This window comes from Phyllobacterium sophorae, assembly GCF_003010965.1.
Classification (GTDB): Bacteria; Pseudomonadota; Alphaproteobacteria; order Rhizobiales; family Rhizobiaceae; genus Phyllobacterium; species Phyllobacterium sophorae.
Window position 1 is genome coordinate 283,588 of sequence record NZ_PGGM01000005.1, and the last position, 15,644, is coordinate 299,231.

Annotated in this window: 14 protein-coding genes and 1 tRNA gene; 8 read left to right on the forward strand and 7 right to left on the reverse strand. The window is 57.3% G+C overall.

Features of this window, described 5'->3' with window-relative positions; all coding sequences use genetic code 11:
- Positions 1-40 precede the first annotated feature (40 nt).
- The 3 genes from CU103_RS13945 to CU103_RS13955 form a co-directional block, all read right to left on the reverse strand.
- Positions 41-850, reverse strand: coding sequence for an FAD binding domain-containing protein (locus tag CU103_RS13945; RefSeq protein ID WP_106664528.1), 810 nt, complete (start codon positions 848-850; stop codon positions 41-43).
- A 12-nt stretch (positions 851-862) separates the two neighbouring features.
- Complete coding sequence (locus tag CU103_RS13950; RefSeq protein ID WP_106664529.1) at positions 863-3,208, reverse strand: xanthine dehydrogenase family protein molybdopterin-binding subunit; 2,346 nt, start codon at positions 3,206-3,208, stop codon at positions 863-865.
- 86 nt (positions 3,209-3,294) lie between these two features.
- Positions 3,295-3,783, reverse strand: coding sequence for a (2Fe-2S)-binding protein (locus CU103_RS13955; protein WP_106664530.1), 489 nt, complete (start codon positions 3,781-3,783; stop codon positions 3,295-3,297).
- Between the two features lie 279 nt (positions 3,784-4,062).
- On the opposite strand from CU103_RS13955, the gene CU103_RS13960 reads away from it, so the two are divergent.
- From CU103_RS13960 to CU103_RS13985, 6 genes are all read left to right on the forward strand, one after another.
- Positions 4,063-4,138 (forward strand) — tRNA-Thr (locus tag CU103_RS13960).
- 108 nt (positions 4,139-4,246) lie between these two features.
- Positions 4,247-6,718: a glycosyl hydrolase family 28-related protein gene (locus tag CU103_RS13965; RefSeq protein WP_245448781.1), complete on the forward strand. Its 2,472-nt coding sequence runs from the start codon at positions 4,247-4,249 to the stop codon at positions 6,716-6,718.
- A 213-nt stretch (positions 6,719-6,931) separates the two neighbouring features.
- On the forward strand, positions 6,932-7,843 hold the full coding sequence (locus CU103_RS13970) for a bifunctional helix-turn-helix transcriptional regulator/GNAT family N-acetyltransferase (RefSeq protein ID WP_106664531.1): 912 nt from the start codon (positions 6,932-6,934) through the stop codon (positions 7,841-7,843).
- Between the two features lie 144 nt (positions 7,844-7,987).
- A complete protein-coding gene (locus CU103_RS13975) occupies positions 7,988-8,452 on the forward strand; it encodes a MarR family winged helix-turn-helix transcriptional regulator (protein ID WP_106664532.1) in 465 nt (154 codons plus the stop codon).
- The gene (locus tag CU103_RS13980) at positions 8,445-9,659 is read left to right on the forward strand and encodes an HlyD family secretion protein (protein WP_106664533.1); all 1,215 of its coding nucleotides are present in this window, start codon (positions 8,445-8,447) and stop codon (positions 9,657-9,659) included. Before CU103_RS13975 ends, CU103_RS13980 begins: the two co-directional genes overlap by 8 nt.
- A complete protein-coding gene (locus CU103_RS13985) occupies positions 9,652-11,205 on the forward strand; it encodes a DHA2 family efflux MFS transporter permease subunit (protein ID WP_106664534.1) in 1,554 nt (517 codons plus the stop codon). The genes CU103_RS13980 and CU103_RS13985 overlap by 8 nt, the downstream gene beginning before the upstream one ends.
- A 51-nt stretch (positions 11,206-11,256) precedes the next feature.
- Here the strand turns inward: CU103_RS13985 and CU103_RS13990 are convergent, their stop codons facing one another.
- The 4 genes from CU103_RS13990 to CU103_RS14005 form a co-directional block, all read right to left on the reverse strand.
- Positions 11,257-11,868: an invasion associated locus B family protein gene (locus tag CU103_RS13990; protein WP_245448783.1), complete on the reverse strand. Its 612-nt coding sequence runs from the start codon at positions 11,866-11,868 to the stop codon at positions 11,257-11,259.
- A gap of 169 nt (positions 11,869-12,037) precedes the next feature.
- Entirely contained in the window at positions 12,038-13,417 is a 1,380-nt protein-coding gene (locus CU103_RS13995; protein WP_106664612.1) for an FAD-containing oxidoreductase, read from the reverse strand.
- A 111-nt stretch (positions 13,418-13,528) separates the two neighbouring features.
- Positions 13,529-13,687 carry a hypothetical protein gene (locus CU103_RS31410; RefSeq protein ID WP_162707224.1) on the reverse strand — a complete coding sequence of 53 codons (159 nt, stop codon included), beginning with the start codon at positions 13,685-13,687 and terminating at the stop codon, positions 13,529-13,531.
- 51 nt (positions 13,688-13,738) lie between these two features.
- A complete protein-coding gene (locus CU103_RS14005; protein ID WP_106664536.1) occupies positions 13,739-13,930 on the reverse strand; it encodes a hypothetical protein in 192 nt (63 codons plus the stop codon).
- 268 nt (positions 13,931-14,198) lie between these two features.
- On the opposite strand from CU103_RS14005, the gene CU103_RS14010 reads away from it, so the two are divergent.
- Both CU103_RS14010 and CU103_RS14020 read left to right on the forward strand, forming a co-directional pair.
- Positions 14,199-15,128 (forward strand): transglutaminase-like domain-containing protein, encoded by a 930-nt coding sequence (locus CU103_RS14010; RefSeq protein WP_106664537.1) that lies wholly within the window; start codon positions 14,199-14,201, stop codon positions 15,126-15,128.
- A 216-nt stretch (positions 15,129-15,344) separates the two neighbouring features.
- A complete protein-coding gene (locus CU103_RS14020; protein WP_106664539.1) occupies positions 15,345-15,611 on the forward strand; it encodes a hypothetical protein in 267 nt (88 codons plus the stop codon).
- Positions 15,612-15,644 lie beyond the last annotated feature (33 nt).

A 15,644-nucleotide genomic window follows, 5' to 3' on the forward strand; every position in this document is an offset into this window, starting at 1 on the left:
ATTCTTGATCACCGAATGTGCAGCCTTGCAGCAAACCATTTTACATCGGTCTGTTCGCGACCTCAGCCACCGCCCTTTTCGCCATGACTTTCACCAGGTTGGCGCGGTAATCGGCAGATGCGTGCATGTCGGACAGGAGCCCGTCTGGATCGACCGTGAGGCTATCCAGTGCCGCCGGAGTGAAATTGGTGGCCAAGGCGGTTTCTGCGTCTTCAAGGCGGAAAACGCCGTTCTCGCCCGCTCCGGTCACAGCTACCCTTACCTGCTCGCCGGTTTTGGCGACAAAGACTCCCGCCATCGCATAGAGCGATGCTGGATTGGGAAACTTCTTGTAGGCGGCTTTGTCCGGCGCAGTAAATTCCACCGCAGTAACGATCTCCTCCGGCTCGAGCGCCGTTTCGAACAAGCCAACAAAAAATTCCGACGCCGGTAAGGACCGCTGGTTGGTGATGATGGTTGCGTCCAGCGCCAACATCGCCGAGGGGTAGTCGGCCGCTGGATCATTGTTGGCAATGGATCCGCCAATCGTGCCCATATTTCTCACCTGCGGATCGCCGATATGGCTGGCGAGACTGGCGATCGCCGGACAGACCTTTGCGAGTTCCTCGTGGGTCGCGACATCATAGTGAGTGGTTACCGCGCCAATCCGTATCGTGCGGCCATTGATCGTGATGCCTTTCAGCGCCTCGATCCGTCTCAGATCAATAAGATCGCTCGGCGATGCCAGGCGCTGCTTCATGGTCGGGATCAGCGTCATTCCACCGGCAAGAAACTTGCCGTCCTCTGCCTCGCCCATCAGTCTTGCGGCCCCTTCGACTGAGCTGGCACGATGATATTTTGTCTCATACATGGCGCTTCCCCTTCACTTCGCGGCCTGGATGGCGGCCCACACAGTCTGCGGCGTCGCCGGCATGGCCAGGTCGTTGTTGTGGATCGCATCAGTGATGGCATTGATCACGGCAGGCGGCGAACCGATTGCGCCAGCCTCGCCACAACCTTTGATGCCCAGCGGATTGGAGGGACAAGGCGTTTCCGTCGTCATTACGTCGAATGACGGCAGGTTTTGCGCACGTGGCATCGTATAGTCCATGTAGCTGGCCGTCAGCAGCTGCCCGCTATCATCATAGTGTGTGCCTTCCAGCAGCGCCTGTCCGATGCCCTGCGCGATGCCGCCATGCACCTGCCCTTCGACAATCATCGGATTGATAATCTTGCCAAAATCGTCAGCCGCGACGAACTGGATGATTTCGGTCACGCCCGTCTCCGGGTCGACCTCGACTTCGCAGATATGGCAGCCTCCCGGGAAGGTGAAATTGGAAGGATCGTAGAACGCTCCCTCTTTCAATCCGGGTTCCATGCCCGAGGGTAGATTGTGAGCCGTGTAGGCGGCCAGCGCCACCTGGAACCAGGGTAACGATTTGTCCGTGCCTGCAACCCTCACATCACCGTTCTTGATCTCGATATCGCCTTCGTCTGCTTCGAGAAGATGGGCAGCAATTTTTTTCGCCTTGGCTTCAACCTTGTCCAGCGCCTTGACGATGGCCGACATGCCGACCGCGCCGGAACGCGACCCATAGGTGCCCATGCCCATCTGCACCTTGTCGGTGTCGCCATGGACAATCGAAATGCTATCGATCGGAACGCCGAAGCGCTCCGCTGCGAGCTGTGCGAAGGTCGTCTCGTGGCCCTGTCCGTGTGAATGCGAGCCTGTCAGGACCTCGATCGTGCCGACCGCATTGACCCGGACCTCGGCGCTTTCCCACAATCCGACGCCGGCGCCGAGCGAACCGACAGCGGCCGAAGGTGCAATGCCGCAGGCTTCGATGTAGCAACTCAATCCGATCCCACGCAGCTTGCCACGCTTGGCGGCTTCCTCGCGGCGTTGTTCAAAGCCCGCATAGTCCGCGGCCTTTATGGCGGCGTCCAGCGTTGCGTCGAAATCGCCCGCATCATAATTCATGACCACCGGCGTCTGGTGCGGGAAGGACCGTATGAAATTCTTCCTCCGAAGCTCCGCCGGCGAGACTTTCAATTCACGCGCTGCGGTTTCCATAATGCGCTCAAGCACATAACTGGCTTCTGGCCGCCCGGCCCCGCGGTAGGCATCGACCGGCGCCGTGTTCGTATAGACGGTCTTCACATTGGCGTGGATGGCCGGAATGTCATATTGTCCAGAGAGAAGTGTCGCGTAGAGATAGGTCGGTACGGAACTCGAAAACAGCGACATGTAGGCGCCGAGATTGGCGATCGTCTGAACTTTGAGACCAAGGATTTTATTATCCTTGTCAAACGCGATCTCCGCGTGGGTAACATGATCGCGGCCATGGGCATCGGCGAGGAAACTTTCAGTCCGATCGGCCGCCCATTTCACGGGGACGCCGGTCTTTTTCGATGCCCAGAGGCAGATGATTTCTTCCGGATAGATAAAGATCTTCGATCCGAAACCACCGCCGACATCGGGGGCTATGACGCGCAGTTTGTTTTCAGGCGCTACATTGTAGAATGCACTCAACACCAGGCGCGCGACGTGCGGATTCTGTGAGGTCGTCCAGCACGTGTAGTGGTCCTCCGCCGCATCGTAGACGCCAAGTGTGGCTCGAGGTTCCATCGCATTGGGTACAAGGCGATTGTTGACGATGTCCATTTTTGTGACGTGGGCTGCCTTGGCGAAGGCGTCGTTCGCCGCCTTTTCCTCCCCGAGGTCCCAGTCAAAAATCAAATTGCCGGGCGCTTCAGGATGGAGTTGCGGAGCACCCTCCTTGAGGGCCTCGACAACACTGACCACGACAGGCAGTTCTTCGTAGATTATTTCGACCGCCTCGGCAGCATCCCGCGCCTGCCCCTTTGTATCGGCGACCACGATAACCACTGCGTCGCCAACATAGCGCACCGTATCGGTCGCAAGCGGCGACCACGCGCCCATCTTCATGGGACTGCCATCTTTCGAATGAATCATCCAGCCGCAGATCAGATTGCCGATCCCATCCGCTTTCAGCTCCTTGCCCGTCAGGACACCGATGACGCCGGGCATCTTCTTCGCGGCCGCGGTGTCGATGCCCACAATCTTCGCATGGGCATGGGGGCTGCGCACAAAGGCAGCATGCTTCATGCCGGGCACGACCATATCGTCGGTGTAGCGGCCCTTGCCGGTGAGAAACCTCTTGTCTTCCTTGCGAAGAACGCGTGCTCCGATACCTTCGACACCCATGGCTACTTCTCCCTGTCGCAGGCGCTTTGCCTTGAGAAATGTCCAAGTCTCCGGGGCAAGCGGGCTGCAAGACTGAATTCAGATGATCAGGCGGCCTTGACAGCGCCCTTGCTCATTTTGTCCGACGCATCGAGTATGGCTTTGACGATGTTGTGATAGCCGGTGCAACGGCAAATATTGCCCTCGAGCTCCGCGCGCACGGTTGCCTCATCGAGTCCATGCGGATGCCGTCGAATCATATCGACCGAACTCATGATCATGCCCGGCGTACAGAATCCGCATTGAAGTGCGTGGTTTTCACGGAACGCAACCTGGAGTGGGTGCAGCTCACCGTCGGTGCTAATGCCTTCAATCGTCGTAACCGTAGAGCCGGAAGCCTGAGCCGCCAGTATCGTGCACGACTTGACCGCCCGGCCATCGACATGGACGATGCATGCACCGCATTGCGATGTGTCGCACCCAACATGGGTGCCCGTCAGTCCAAGATTTTCACGCAGGAAGTGTACAAGCAGTGTGCGGTCTTCAGCTTCGCCTGTGACGGCACGCCCATTCACGAACAATTCCACTTTGGCCATAGGTTCCTCCCAGAACGTTGACTCATGCGTCTCTTCCGGACTTCATGTGGTAGATGAAGATTAACCGCTCCTGCGCGCTTGTCTATCGGCAAAATAGAAAAATTCTAATTTGCGCCGCCCTCGGCGAATAAGTACACGTGAATTGCCGGCTTCCACCGCTGCGTGTTCAAATGCCACCATGACAAGGCTTGCAATCGCAGCGCAATGAAGGTATCAGGCGCGTCATCCTTCGGCACACGTTACTGATGCCGGTTTCAAGGACCGGGAAGTTACTTCCCTGCCGCTTTAGCTCAGTCGGTAGAGCACATCATTCGTAATGATGGGGTCGCGTGTTCGAGTCACGCAAGCGGCACCATTTTCCCGTAAGTATTGCAATTTGTATGTGCGGCCTCGATTCGGTCTTCCAAATGACGTTGGATTCTGGCTTCATCGCTGGGACGACTTAGCGGCAGGGGCCTCAGGCATGGACCGACGCATAAAGCTCCTCTGGTTTCTGATCGCTGGTTGGATCGCGTTGGCGGCTTTTGCCTGGAACGCAAAGGCGGCCGGCAATGACTGGAGCCCTGAAACAGTCCGGAAAATAGCAGCTTCGACAGCTTCTCAACCCGCGCAGGTGAACGCGATACCAGGCGATTTCGGATTTCCTGTTCCCGATCCGGAGCCCATGCTGCCTGTCGGCATCGATGCCTTCGATCCCCCGGCCTACGCCATGAGCACTGCGGGCCCGTCAATAGCCGAGATTTCAAAAACAGCGGACCGCGACGAAATTGTCTCGATGACCGGCGTAAAGCTGGACAAAGGGACAAGCTTCGACGTCTTCGCACAAGCGGCGGCTGCGCGAGATGGATCAGTGATCTCAGTTCCATCATTGCGTGCTGACGACGTTGCGGCAACGATACTCCTGCCCCAGTCTCTGCCTGCCTGGTCGATGTATCTGGTTTGGCCGGAACGTGAAGGGATACGCAGCAAGCCGTTCGCCATCAATCGGACCGAGAGCTGGTGGTTAGGACCGGAAAGCGCTGTTTCGGGAACCATGATTTCGGTCTACGGCCGTAATCTGTCCAAGTCTAACGGCACGTCGACATCATTCATTTATATCAAACCCGGGCGCGGTACCGGTCAGTACGTAACGCCCCTTTCCGTCAATCCCTTCAAGGTCGATTTCAAGATTCCGGAACTGGCGGCGGGATCCTACGAAGTCTGGATCCACAATGGTCACGGCGGCCGCTTTGGTTGGAGCGGCCCCCTGACTTTGAGTGTTCTCGACCGGAGCCCCTGGGCGGGTCAGGATCGGCAGATTTTCAACATCAGGGACTTTGGCGCGGCCGGCAGTGGCGTTGCTGATGATACTCGCGCTATCAAGTCCGCATTGGCGGCGGCCCAAAGCGCGGCTCCTTCAACGGTGTACTTTCCGTCCGGCACCTACCTCATAGCGTCCAGGCTTGATGCACCCAGCAACGTCCGCTGGATGGGCGACGGCATGGAGTTCACAGAAATTCGGCTGAATACGAATATCGATGACAGCATGATTGACGGTCCCGGCCAGAATGGGCAATTTGAAAATCTCACGCTCAACGCCAATGGCAAAACCGGCTCCCACCCGCTGTTGTGGATTGCTTCGGTCTCGAACCTGCGCTTACAAACGGTTCGGCTCAACGCCTGGGGTGTGGCCGCTGTGGAATCGCATGACTCCTCGGGTCTATATTTCGACTCTTCCGAACTGGTCGAAAACGGATCGTTCTACGGGAGCAGCCGCCAGATATTCATGACCAGCAACAGATTTCGGATGACCGGATACGGCGAGTCCGTCGTCTCGCTTTGGGGAGGCCGTGATTTTTCAATGATTGGCAACGACCTTGCCAATGCCGATGAGACCCGCGACGACGGATATGGCATCGGCCGGTTTTTCGTCGCCCAAGGTCATTTCGGCAGCATGAAAAACATGTATTGGGGAGACAATAAGTCCCATCAGGCGGCACCCCATGATTGCTCGAAAGTTGATTGCAACAAGGGTGAACAGATCTGTTTTGAGATCGTCAACAGTGAGTTGAAGGGTGGGTTCAAGGACGCCACCGCAAATACGGTCACCTTCGATTCATTGCCGGCCTCGTCGAAACCCGGAGGACAAGATCTGGTTATCGTCGGCGGCAAGGGAGCTGGTCAACGCCGTCACATCTCTTCAGTGAGCCGGGATGTCGCGACTTTGGATAGACCATGGAATGTAATTCCGGATCGCTCAAGCCGGTTCGCATTGGCTGCGACCGCCTCCCAAATGGCGGTGTATAACAACGTGTTTCAGGGCCGCTCAAGCTACGCCGAACACGATTCTGACTCCACCGCGGTGCTGCTTTACGGAAACGTCTACGATGCAATCGTCGACCGCAACCAAATATCCCAGATGCGCCATGGGATGATGACCGTTGCGCTGGCCTCGACCCTTGGCCTGAGCCCCTATTTCCTGCAATATTCGAACAACACGGTCACCGACAGCAATAGCGGCCTCTATGTCGGCACCACCTTCACAGATTCCGGAATTGCCGGAATTTGGGGGGGCCTGGGCAACATCTACCGCAAGAACACATTCAGCAATCTGGCGCACATTGGCGTTGAATACGAGTCTTGGGGTTACAATGGCGCCGACTATAATGGCACCGTTTTTGAAGGAAACAGGTTCAAAGGACTTCCGTATGGATTCATCGACGCGTTCCGTCTGATGTGGACCCATGATGGGAACTTCAAAGCCCCGCCCCTGTATAGTTCGCGCAAGTACAACACGATCCTTTACAAGAATGTCTTCGATCGAGGAACCGCCTCCCTGTCCGGGAGCACTGGTTTCAAATCATTTCAACCAAAGAATACCTGGCTGAATATCGAATCCACATGGACGGGATTTGCAACAGGGAACACCGGTCCAACGAAGTCGCCCGATCGGTGATCCCAGTGGGTCAAAAAAGTTCCAGACGATCCAACTTGTTCCACTCAGTTGGTGGCAACGTTGCCAGCTCGCGCAAAAGCCCACGGGATGTTGCGATGTCATTGTCCTCGCCCAAGGCATCCTGCAAACGCGAAAGTCGCTTGAACCCAACTTGATGCTTGCCACGTCATTGGGGCACGTAGTATGTTGTCACTGACAACATAGGGTCTCGCCATGAACGCTGTTGAGGAATTCCGTAGATTCAATCGATTCTTCACCAAGGAAATCGGTCTGCTCGACAAGCACTTGCTCGCGAGCGACTACACCTTGGCAGAGGCCCGTGTCCTGTACGAGCTTGCAAAGAATGGTGAGCAAACGGCGGCTGATATCGGCCGCAATCTGGGAATGGATAAAGCTCATCTCAGCAGGATCTTGGCACGGTTCGCCAAGCGCGATCTGGTCAGCGGTCGAGCGAGTCCTGAACATGGAAAGCACCGGCTCATTTCACTTACGCCGGTGGGACGCCAGGCCTTTGCCGTTCTGGACCGGGGCTCGCAGTTACAAATAGAGAAGCTGCTGACACCGCTGGGCCACGACGCACGCCAGCAATTGATCGCATCCATGCGCGAGATCCACGGCATTCTCGACGGCGATAAGCAACAGAATATTGTGACCTATCGCGATCTCCGGCCCGGCGATCTTGGGTGGATTACACACCGGCAGGCTGTTCTCTACCATGAGGAATATGGTTGGGACTGGACGTACGAGGGGCTCGTTTGCGATATCTTTGCAAAATTCGTCGCCAATTTTGATCCCAAGCGCGAAGATGGCTGGGTTGCCGATCATGGAGGCTCGATAGCCGGATCCGTGTTTCTCATGAAGACCGGCGACCCGGCCGTCGCCAGGTTGAGGCTGCTTTATGTAGAGCCAGGCGCCCGTGGTCTTGGCATCGGGCGGGAACTCGTGAACAAGTGCGTGGAGCGCGCACGAGAGCTCGGTTATCGCCAGATTACGCTATGGACGAATGACATACTCACATCGGCGCGGCACATCTACCAGACTACCGGATTTCAGCTCGTCGACGAGGAGGAGCATCATTCGTTCGGGCATGATCTCAAGGGTCAAACCTGGATCCTCGACCTCTAACGAAACCACCGGTTTTCACGATATATTGAATGCGTAGCATGGCTTTTTTTGCAGTTGAGGCAAGCTGACGCCTTTTTTATACCCAGCACGCCTGCTATATGCACGGTCGTTATAAGCTCCCTTATGAATAGCATCCTTCTCATCATGAATAATGCACCGACCCTTGGCTTTCTGCTGCACGACGTCGCCCGGCTGTTGCGCAAGCGATTCGAGCAGCGCGCGAAATGCCTGGGGCTGACCCGGTCGCAGTGGCAAACGCTGGCCTATCTTTCGAAGAATGAGGGAATCCATCAGGCCGGTCTTGCGGAAATCCTCGAAATCGAACCGATTACGCTTGTTCGCATTCTGGACAAGCTGGAGGAACGGGGCTTGGTCGAGCGCCGGCGGCATCCGACCGACCGCCGTATCTGGCTGCTGTTCCTGCGGGAGGAAACCCGTCCGCTGCTCGATTCCATCCGCGTGATAGGAGAATCGACACGCGCCGAAGCCCTTGCGGATATTTCGGACGACGATCGCGAACACCTTGTCCGCACCCTGACCCTTATGAAGACAAATTTGATCGGCGCTTGCCAAACGCCGGTCGAGGACAAAGAGAAAAATCATGGCTGATGGTTCACCTTCCTTACGCATCCCCGCCAAGCCGGATGAAGCCAACGACCTGGTGATGGAAAAGCGCAACACGGCGCCCGAAACGCCGTCTCCGCCGAACGGCGCCGCGGAAACGGCGCCTGTGGCGGCTGCCGCGCCGGCACGCCCCCGCAATCTCAAGCGCCCGATCCTTTTTGCACTGCTTCCGGTGGTTCTGATTGCGGGCGGCTATATCTACGCGACCGGCGGGCAGGTCATGTCTACCGACAATGCCTATGTCCAAGCGGATATTGTCGGCGTCTCCACCGATGTATCCGGTATTGTCCAGTCGATCGAAGTGCACGACAACGAAAAGGTCAAGCAGGGCCAAGTGCTGTTCCGCCTCGACCCCTCCGTCTACAGCATCGCCGTCGCCGGTGCCCAGGCACAGCTTGGCGTCGTGCGCAACCAGATCCTCAATCTCGAAGCCAGCTACAAACAGTCGCTCGCGGAAATCACGCAGGCGGAAGCCGACATCCCATTCTTCCAGAAGTCACTGCAACGCCAGCAGGATCTGAACGCCAACTCGTTTGCCTCGAAAGCGACCTACGATCAGGCCAAGCACGATCTGGACGCGGCACAGCAGAAAGTCGACGTCGCCAAGGCGGAAGCAGCCGCGACTTTGGCGCAGCTTGGCGGGAATGCCGGCCAACCCGTCGAGCAGAACCCATCATTTCTTCAGGCACAATCGGCCGTCGACAATGCCCAGCACAATCTTGACCGGACCATTGTCCGCGCGCCGTTCGACGGCATTGTCACCAATGTCAGCGCGTTGCAGGTTGGCGCCTATCTCCAGGCATCGCAGTCGGGCTTCAGCCTCGTTTCCACCACGCATATGTGGATCGCCGCGAGCCCGAAAGAGACCGAGCTCACCTATGTCCACCAGGGTCAGCCGGTCGCAATCAGCGTCGACACCTATCCGGGGGTGCAGTGGAAGGGCACAGTTGCCAGCATCAGTCCCGCCTCCGGCTCCAGCTTCTCGCTGTTGCCGGCGCAGAACACGACGGGCAACTGGGTCAAGGTGGTTCAGCGCATCCCCATGCTGGTCAGCATCGACGACATGGCAGGCAAGCCTCCTCTGCGCGTCGGCATGAGCGTCACTGTGGGTGTCGACACCGGCCACGCCCGCGGCTTGCCCGAGTTTGCTGAAGACCTGCTCGGGCTATTCGGTCGCAAGGATCATGTCTAGCACTGCTGCCGTCCCAAGCGCCGCGCCGGCTATTGTCAATCGCGGCGCTATCACCGCCTGCGTGATCCTGGCGGTGATCATGCAGGCGCTCGACACGACGATTGCCAATGTGGCGCTGCCATACATTCAGGGCAGCGTCTCGGCGAGCGCCGATCAGATCAATTGGGTCCTGACCTCTTACATCGTCGCCGCTGCGATCATGACGCCGCCCTCCGGCTTCCTTGCAGCACGCTTCGGCCGCAAGAATGTGCTGCTCACTGCCATTGTCGGCTTTGTCGCTGCCTCGGTTCTATGCGGACTTGCCCAGTCCCTGCCGCAGATCGTGGTCTTCCGGCTAATGCAAGGCCTGTTCGGCGCCTCGCTGGTGCCGCTGTCTCAGGGTATCCTCCTCGACATCTACTCGGTGGAGGAGCGCGGCAAGGCCATGGCGCTGTTCGGCGTTTCGGTGATGGTCGGACCGGTTTTAGGCCCGGTCATCGGCGGGTGGCTTACCGATAACATCAGCTGGCGGTGGGTGTTCTACATCAATGTTCCAATCGGCATGCTGGCCTTTTTCGGTATTGTAGCCTTCGTCTCGGAAACGACGCGCGAGGCGAGCGCCAAACTCGACTGGTTCGGCTTCGGTACGTTGAGCCTTGCCATTGCGACGCTGCAGCTTTTCCTCGACCGCGGCGAACAGTTGGATTGGTTTTCGTCAACCGAGATCCAGATCGAGGCCCTGATCTGCGCAGGTGCGTTCTATCTGTTCCTCGTACACACCTTCACGGCGACGAAATCCTTCGTCAATCCGCGCCTGTTCCTTGACCGCAATTTCTCCGTCAGCATGTTCTTCATCTTCGTCATCGGCGTGACCTATCTCGCCTCGCTTGCCCTGATGACACCCTATCTGCAGACCCTGATGGATTACCCGGTTATTACGGCCGGTATCGTCATGGGGCCGCGCGGCATCGGGACGATGGCCTCGATGTTCATTGTCGGGCGGATGATCGGCAAGATCGACACCCGCGCCTTGCTGATCTTCGGCTTCAGCCTGACCGCGTGGGCCATGTATGACATGACCGGCTGGACGCCGGACGTGTCGCAATGGACGATTGTCTCGGTCGGTTTTGTCCAAGGTGCCGGTCTTGGCTTCCTCTTCGTGCCATTGACCACTATCGCCTTTGCTACGCTGCCTGCGCATATGCGCGGCGAAGGTACAGGCCTCTACAATCTCTCCCGCAACATTGGCTCAAGTGTCGGCATTGCTGTCGTTACCGCATTGATCACCGAGAACGTGCAGTCCAATCATGCGTCGATCGCCGCCTATGTCACGCCCTTCAATCACGCGTTCAATGCTCCGGCTGTGATGCAGCATCTCGACCCGCTGAAGGCCGCAGGTCGCGCGGCACTGGATGGGATGATCACGACGCAGGCGACGATCATTGCTTATATGGACGACTTCAAGCTGTTGATGATCATGTCGATCGTGTCTATCCCGCTGGTTCTGCTGCTGCGCAGACCCGCGCCGAACGCCGCGCCTGCGGAACACAGTGCCGTCATGGAATAAGCCGAAGTGCCAATGCACAAACGATGTACGAAGCCATGACCAAGGCCCCGGCTACTGGGAGATCATGGGCTTTTGCAGCGCGATCAGCGCGTCAGTCAGACCTTTCAGCGAAAACTTGATGTTGATATTCTGCCCATTCATAAGCCGAAGGCGGGCGCCGCCGCTCGTCCCCTTCTGCAAGGCACCGACCACTTTTGCATCCAGCTTCTGCTGGGCCCAACAGCCGGCTTCATTGCAATTGCGGTAACTGATTTCAGTGATGGAACTGCCATCCGCTTCAATCAGAAATCCCGATGGGAGGAAAATGTTGAGGGGGACGAGCGCTGTCAGCAGAAGATCTGGCGCCTGCTTCTTGTCTTTCTTAACGGGGTCGAGGGCCGTTGGGGCAATGGCCAAAGTCAGCACGTTGACGTCCGTGTCGCCTTGCTTGACTTGCGCCACCTGCGCCACTTCACAATTCGGGACAATCGTGCCGTCCGCTGCCTTCATGTCCACGCAGCGGTAGAACCAATCCTGATACTGGACCGACCGTACCTGAGGCTCGCTTGCCTGCTGAGGCTGAGGGGGAGCAGCTGCCGCAGATGGCGCTTGCTGGGCACAGGCAGTTCCCGTGGCGCAAAAAATAGCAATTGTGCCCATGGCGAGGCTAAAATCTCTGAACATATCAATCTCACATTCACAATAAATTCAATAAAGCGGAGCGCACGTTGCGGCGGAAAAGCCGCAAGCAATTGGCAAAAAACAACGAACTCAGATGGCAACAAACTCCCGTTGGGCAATAATGAGCGGTTTACAGTCGATATGACATTGGCGTCAATCAACCGCCTACACGTCAGTTCGGCTCGCTGAGGTCACCGAGCAGCGTCGGGATCAACTCGGAGACGGTCGGGTGAATAGGCACAGCCCATTTCAAGGTCGAATAGCCGACATCGGCGTTCATTATGTCAAGTATGCCATGGATGGCCTCGTCGCCGCCGGTGCCCAATATGGCCGCGCCGAGAATCTTCTTGGTTTCGGCGTCCACGACGACCTTCATGAATCCTTGGGTTTCGTCTTTCTCCACTGCGCGGCCAACACGGGTCATCGGACGTTTGGAAACCAGCAGCGCCCTTCCCGTCTTGCGGGCTTGCGTCTCGCTCATTCCCGCGCGTCCCAGCGGCGGGTCGATATAGAGCGCGTAGCCAGGAATGCGATCACTGACCTTGCGGTCTTCGCCATCGAGAAGGTTCGCCGCGACGATCTCGAAATCATTATAGGCCGTATGAGTGAAGGCGCCGCGTCCATTGCAGTCGCCAAGCGCCCACACGCCCGTGACATTCGTTTCAAGCTGGTCGTTGACCTCGACATAACCGCGTTCATCGAGCTTGATGCCGGCCCTGTCGAGGCCGAGATCATCGGTGTTGGGCCGCCTTCCGATCGCCAGCAGCACGTGCGAGCCGACAGCATTGCGTGAACCTGTACTGCAATCGAGATTGACTTGCGTGCCATCCGCATGCCGTTTGAAGGAGATGCATTCCGCGTCGAGCCGGCATGAAATTCCCTCGGCTTCCAGAATATCCTTGATCGCAACTGAAACATCTTCGTCTTCGCGCGCAACGAGCCGTGACCCCTTTTCGACCACGGTCACCTCTGCGCCGAAGCGCCGGTACATCTGCGCGAATTCGAGCCCGATATAGCTGCCGCCAACCACGACCAGATGTCTGGGCAAGGTATCCAGCGCCAGGATCGACGTGTTGGTCAGGAAATCGACATCCTTTACGCCCGGCATGTCGGGAACATTTGCGCGGCCGCCGGCATTGATGAAGATGCGCGGGGCCGTGAAAGCCTGGCCATCGATGTCGATTTCGTGCGGCCCGGTGAAGCGGGCATGCCCCTTGATGACGGTACAATCCGTCATGCCGCGCAGCCATTTTTCGACACCGCCACGCGAGTTCGCGGACACGGTAGCTGCCCGCTGCTTTACGCGCTTCATGTCGATACGGACGGGCGAGTCGATGGTGACACCGTAATCACCTCCACGCCGCGCAAGATGGGCCGCGTAGGCACTGGCGACGAGGGTCTTCGTCGGCATGCACCCCGTATTGACGCAAGTGCCGCCGAACAGATTGCGCTCGACGATGAGGACCTTCATGCCAGCGGCCGTCAGCCGCCCGGCAAGGGATGGCCCAGCCTGTCCCGCCCCGATGATGATTGCGTCGAAAGCCTTGTTCATGGTCGTTCCGCCCCGCTTGCTGATTGCTTGGAATGGCGCGCCTCCCAGCATAGATCAGGGCATGAAAACAAGGAATTGGTAATCTTTCGAAATATCGAGTGAATGTCAGGTTCAGGCAGCGTTCAGGTCAAGACGTATATCATCGCAGCGTTCCACGGGGTATCTGTCATGCTTGTTCAGCGTCTTGGCATTGTGTTTTTTATTTTCCTCGCCTTTGCTTTGTCCTTTGGCAGTATTGTCAACCATGCAAAGTCCAGCCGGCTCGCTCATCCTGATTTTCAGGCCGATCTCATACATCGACAAAACTGAGCGCGAGACGCCTCAATCGCCCTTTTTCTTGCGTGCCTCCGCGGCGTCGAGACGGTCCAGCAGGTCAAGAAAGCGCTTTGGAACGTTTTTTGCGGCTGGTATTGGGTTGGCGCTTTTCATCGCTTGCTGGAATTCCGGTCGCAGAACCTGATCGCGGACGACACTCGCCATGGGGTGGCGCGAAGCCACGGGTTTTGCTGCCATGATCTTTCCAATCGATTCTAAAGCGAGGAAAAAACTCGCTGTTCTCGCGTCACGCGTCTCCCGGATCACCCACTCAAGCCGCAACGCGGCATAGGGTCTTTCGTTTCAAATTGTATGGGGGTATGGTCAACAAATACTGAAGATTACCGACGTGACCGGCGACTGAACCGCACTTGCGCATCAGCGGGGCGTTACCTCATTTATAAATTCCGGGTGTGGAACCTGAACTGGGTCACTGCGTTTTCCTCAAAAGTTGGGAGGGATACCTATGTTGATCCGCGTCGGCTACGAAATTGCCATCAGATGCAATGAACCAACCCCTATGAACACTTATCTCAATCTGGAATCGGCGCGGATACCGGATATTCAGTGCGAGCGGGGTCCCACGGCTACACCGGACGTGCGGCTGGAAACATTTCGCGATCTTTTCGGCAATCGCTGTCTGCGTTTGGTAGCGCCCGCCGGCAATCTGTCATTGAAATACGATGCCGTCGTCAATGATGATGGCAGGCCCGACCCCGTCGACGAGGACGCGGCGGAAGTAAGCGTGGACAAGGTGCCCGTTGAATGCCTTACTTATCTTTCGGCCAGCCGCTACTGCGAAACCGACGAGCTGAGCAACCTTGCATGGAACCTGTTCGGCCATATCAAACCGGGCTGGGGCAGAGTTCAAGCGATCTGCGATTACGTGAATCAGCGCCTGACATTCAGCTATGGTTTTGCGCGGGCGACACGCACTGCCATGCAGGCGCACGAGGAGCGCGCCGGCGTTTGCAGGGATTTCACGCATCTTGCAGTTGCATTCTGCCGATGCATGAATATTCCCGCGCGCTATGTCAATGGCTATCTGGGCGATATCGGGGTTCCGCCCGACCCGGCACCGATGGATTTCAACGCCTGGTTCGAAGTGTTCCTCGGGGGTAAATGGCACACATTCGACGCACGCCACAATCAACGGCGCATCGGCCGGATTGTCGTGGCGCGCGGGCGGGACGCCGCTGATATCCCGTTGATCCATACGTTCGGCCCCCATGAGCTGACGAATTTCAAGGTCTGGACCTTTGAGGAACACGACCCTTCCTTTGCCAGTCAGCGCTTCGAGAAAGTATCGCTGATCACGCCATGGTTCAGCCCGCGATGGTCGCGCCTTTCGCGTCACATAAGGGAAAGGAGCGAGGCCGAGCCGTCCCCGCATTAGTCAGTATCTGGCCCGCCATCTTCAACGGTTCACGCGGTAGGAAGCCGGCTTATTTCATCGGTTCCACTTTGCCATATTTCAAGCGTAACGGACGGGTGCTGCAGTGCGGTAAGCCCTTTCAAATCCGGATGAATTCTTTTCAATTTGCCATGCCACAATTGGCGCGTTACGATTCTTGCGTCGCTGGAGTTCAATGAGAGAGAAAGGAACAATTCCATGCCTTTCGACAATCCTCCTAATCCGACCTACTCCCAGGATGACTGGAATGTGATGCAAGCTGCCTACGATAAGGCGGCGGCGACGCTCGTGGTGAAGTCAAGCACGGACGAAGAAGCGAAAATCATTGCCGAAACAGTGATGACAGCATTCAATCGCGGCAACAGGGACGTCAATTCCCTCGCGGCGCTTGCTGTGATTACCGCCATCAATTCTCATCCCGCCGTGAGCGGGAGCCAGGGTGAACCAGAAAAGCGCTACGCGTAAACCGGCACCGCTGCACTTTGACTTTCAATCGCT

Excerpts from the sequence above, each read along its gene's own strand:
- CU103_RS13945 (WP_106664528.1), bottom strand. The coding sequence starts at position 850 with ATGTATGAGACAAAATATCATCGTGCCAGCTCAGTCGAAGGGGCCGCA.
- CU103_RS13950 (WP_106664529.1), bottom strand. The coding sequence starts at position 3,208 with ATGGGTGTCGAAGGTATCGGAGCACGCGTTCTTCGCAAGGAAGACAAG.
- CU103_RS13955 (WP_106664530.1), bottom strand. The coding sequence starts at position 3,783 with ATGGCCAAAGTGGAATTGTTCGTGAATGGGCGTGCCGTCACAGGCGAA.
- CU103_RS13965 (WP_245448781.1), top strand. The coding sequence starts at position 4,247 with ATGGACCGACGCATAAAGCTCCTCTGGTTTCTGATCGCTGGTTGGATC.
- CU103_RS13970 (WP_106664531.1), top strand. The coding sequence starts at position 6,932 with ATGAACGCTGTTGAGGAATTCCGTAGATTCAATCGATTCTTCACCAAG.
- CU103_RS13975 (WP_106664532.1), top strand. The coding sequence starts at position 7,988 with ATGAATAATGCACCGACCCTTGGCTTTCTGCTGCACGACGTCGCCCGG.
- CU103_RS13980 (WP_106664533.1), top strand. The coding sequence starts at position 8,445 with ATGGCTGATGGTTCACCTTCCTTACGCATCCCCGCCAAGCCGGATGAA.
- CU103_RS13985 (WP_106664534.1), top strand. The coding sequence starts at position 9,652 with ATGTCTAGCACTGCTGCCGTCCCAAGCGCCGCGCCGGCTATTGTCAAT.
- CU103_RS13990 (WP_245448783.1), bottom strand. The coding sequence starts at position 11,868 with ATGTTCAGAGATTTTAGCCTCGCCATGGGCACAATTGCTATTTTTTGC.
- CU103_RS13995 (WP_106664612.1), bottom strand. The coding sequence starts at position 13,417 with ATGAACAAGGCTTTCGACGCAATCATCATCGGGGCGGGACAGGCTGGG.
- CU103_RS31410 (WP_162707224.1), bottom strand. The coding sequence starts at position 13,687 with ATGAGCGAGCCGGCTGGACTTTGCATGGTTGACAATACTGCCAAAGGA.
- CU103_RS14005 (WP_106664536.1), bottom strand. The coding sequence starts at position 13,930 with ATGGCAGCAAAACCCGTGGCTTCGCGCCACCCCATGGCGAGTGTCGTC.
- CU103_RS14010 (WP_106664537.1), top strand. The coding sequence starts at position 14,199 with ATGTTGATCCGCGTCGGCTACGAAATTGCCATCAGATGCAATGAACCA.
- CU103_RS14020 (WP_106664539.1), top strand. The coding sequence starts at position 15,345 with ATGCCTTTCGACAATCCTCCTAATCCGACCTACTCCCAGGATGACTGG.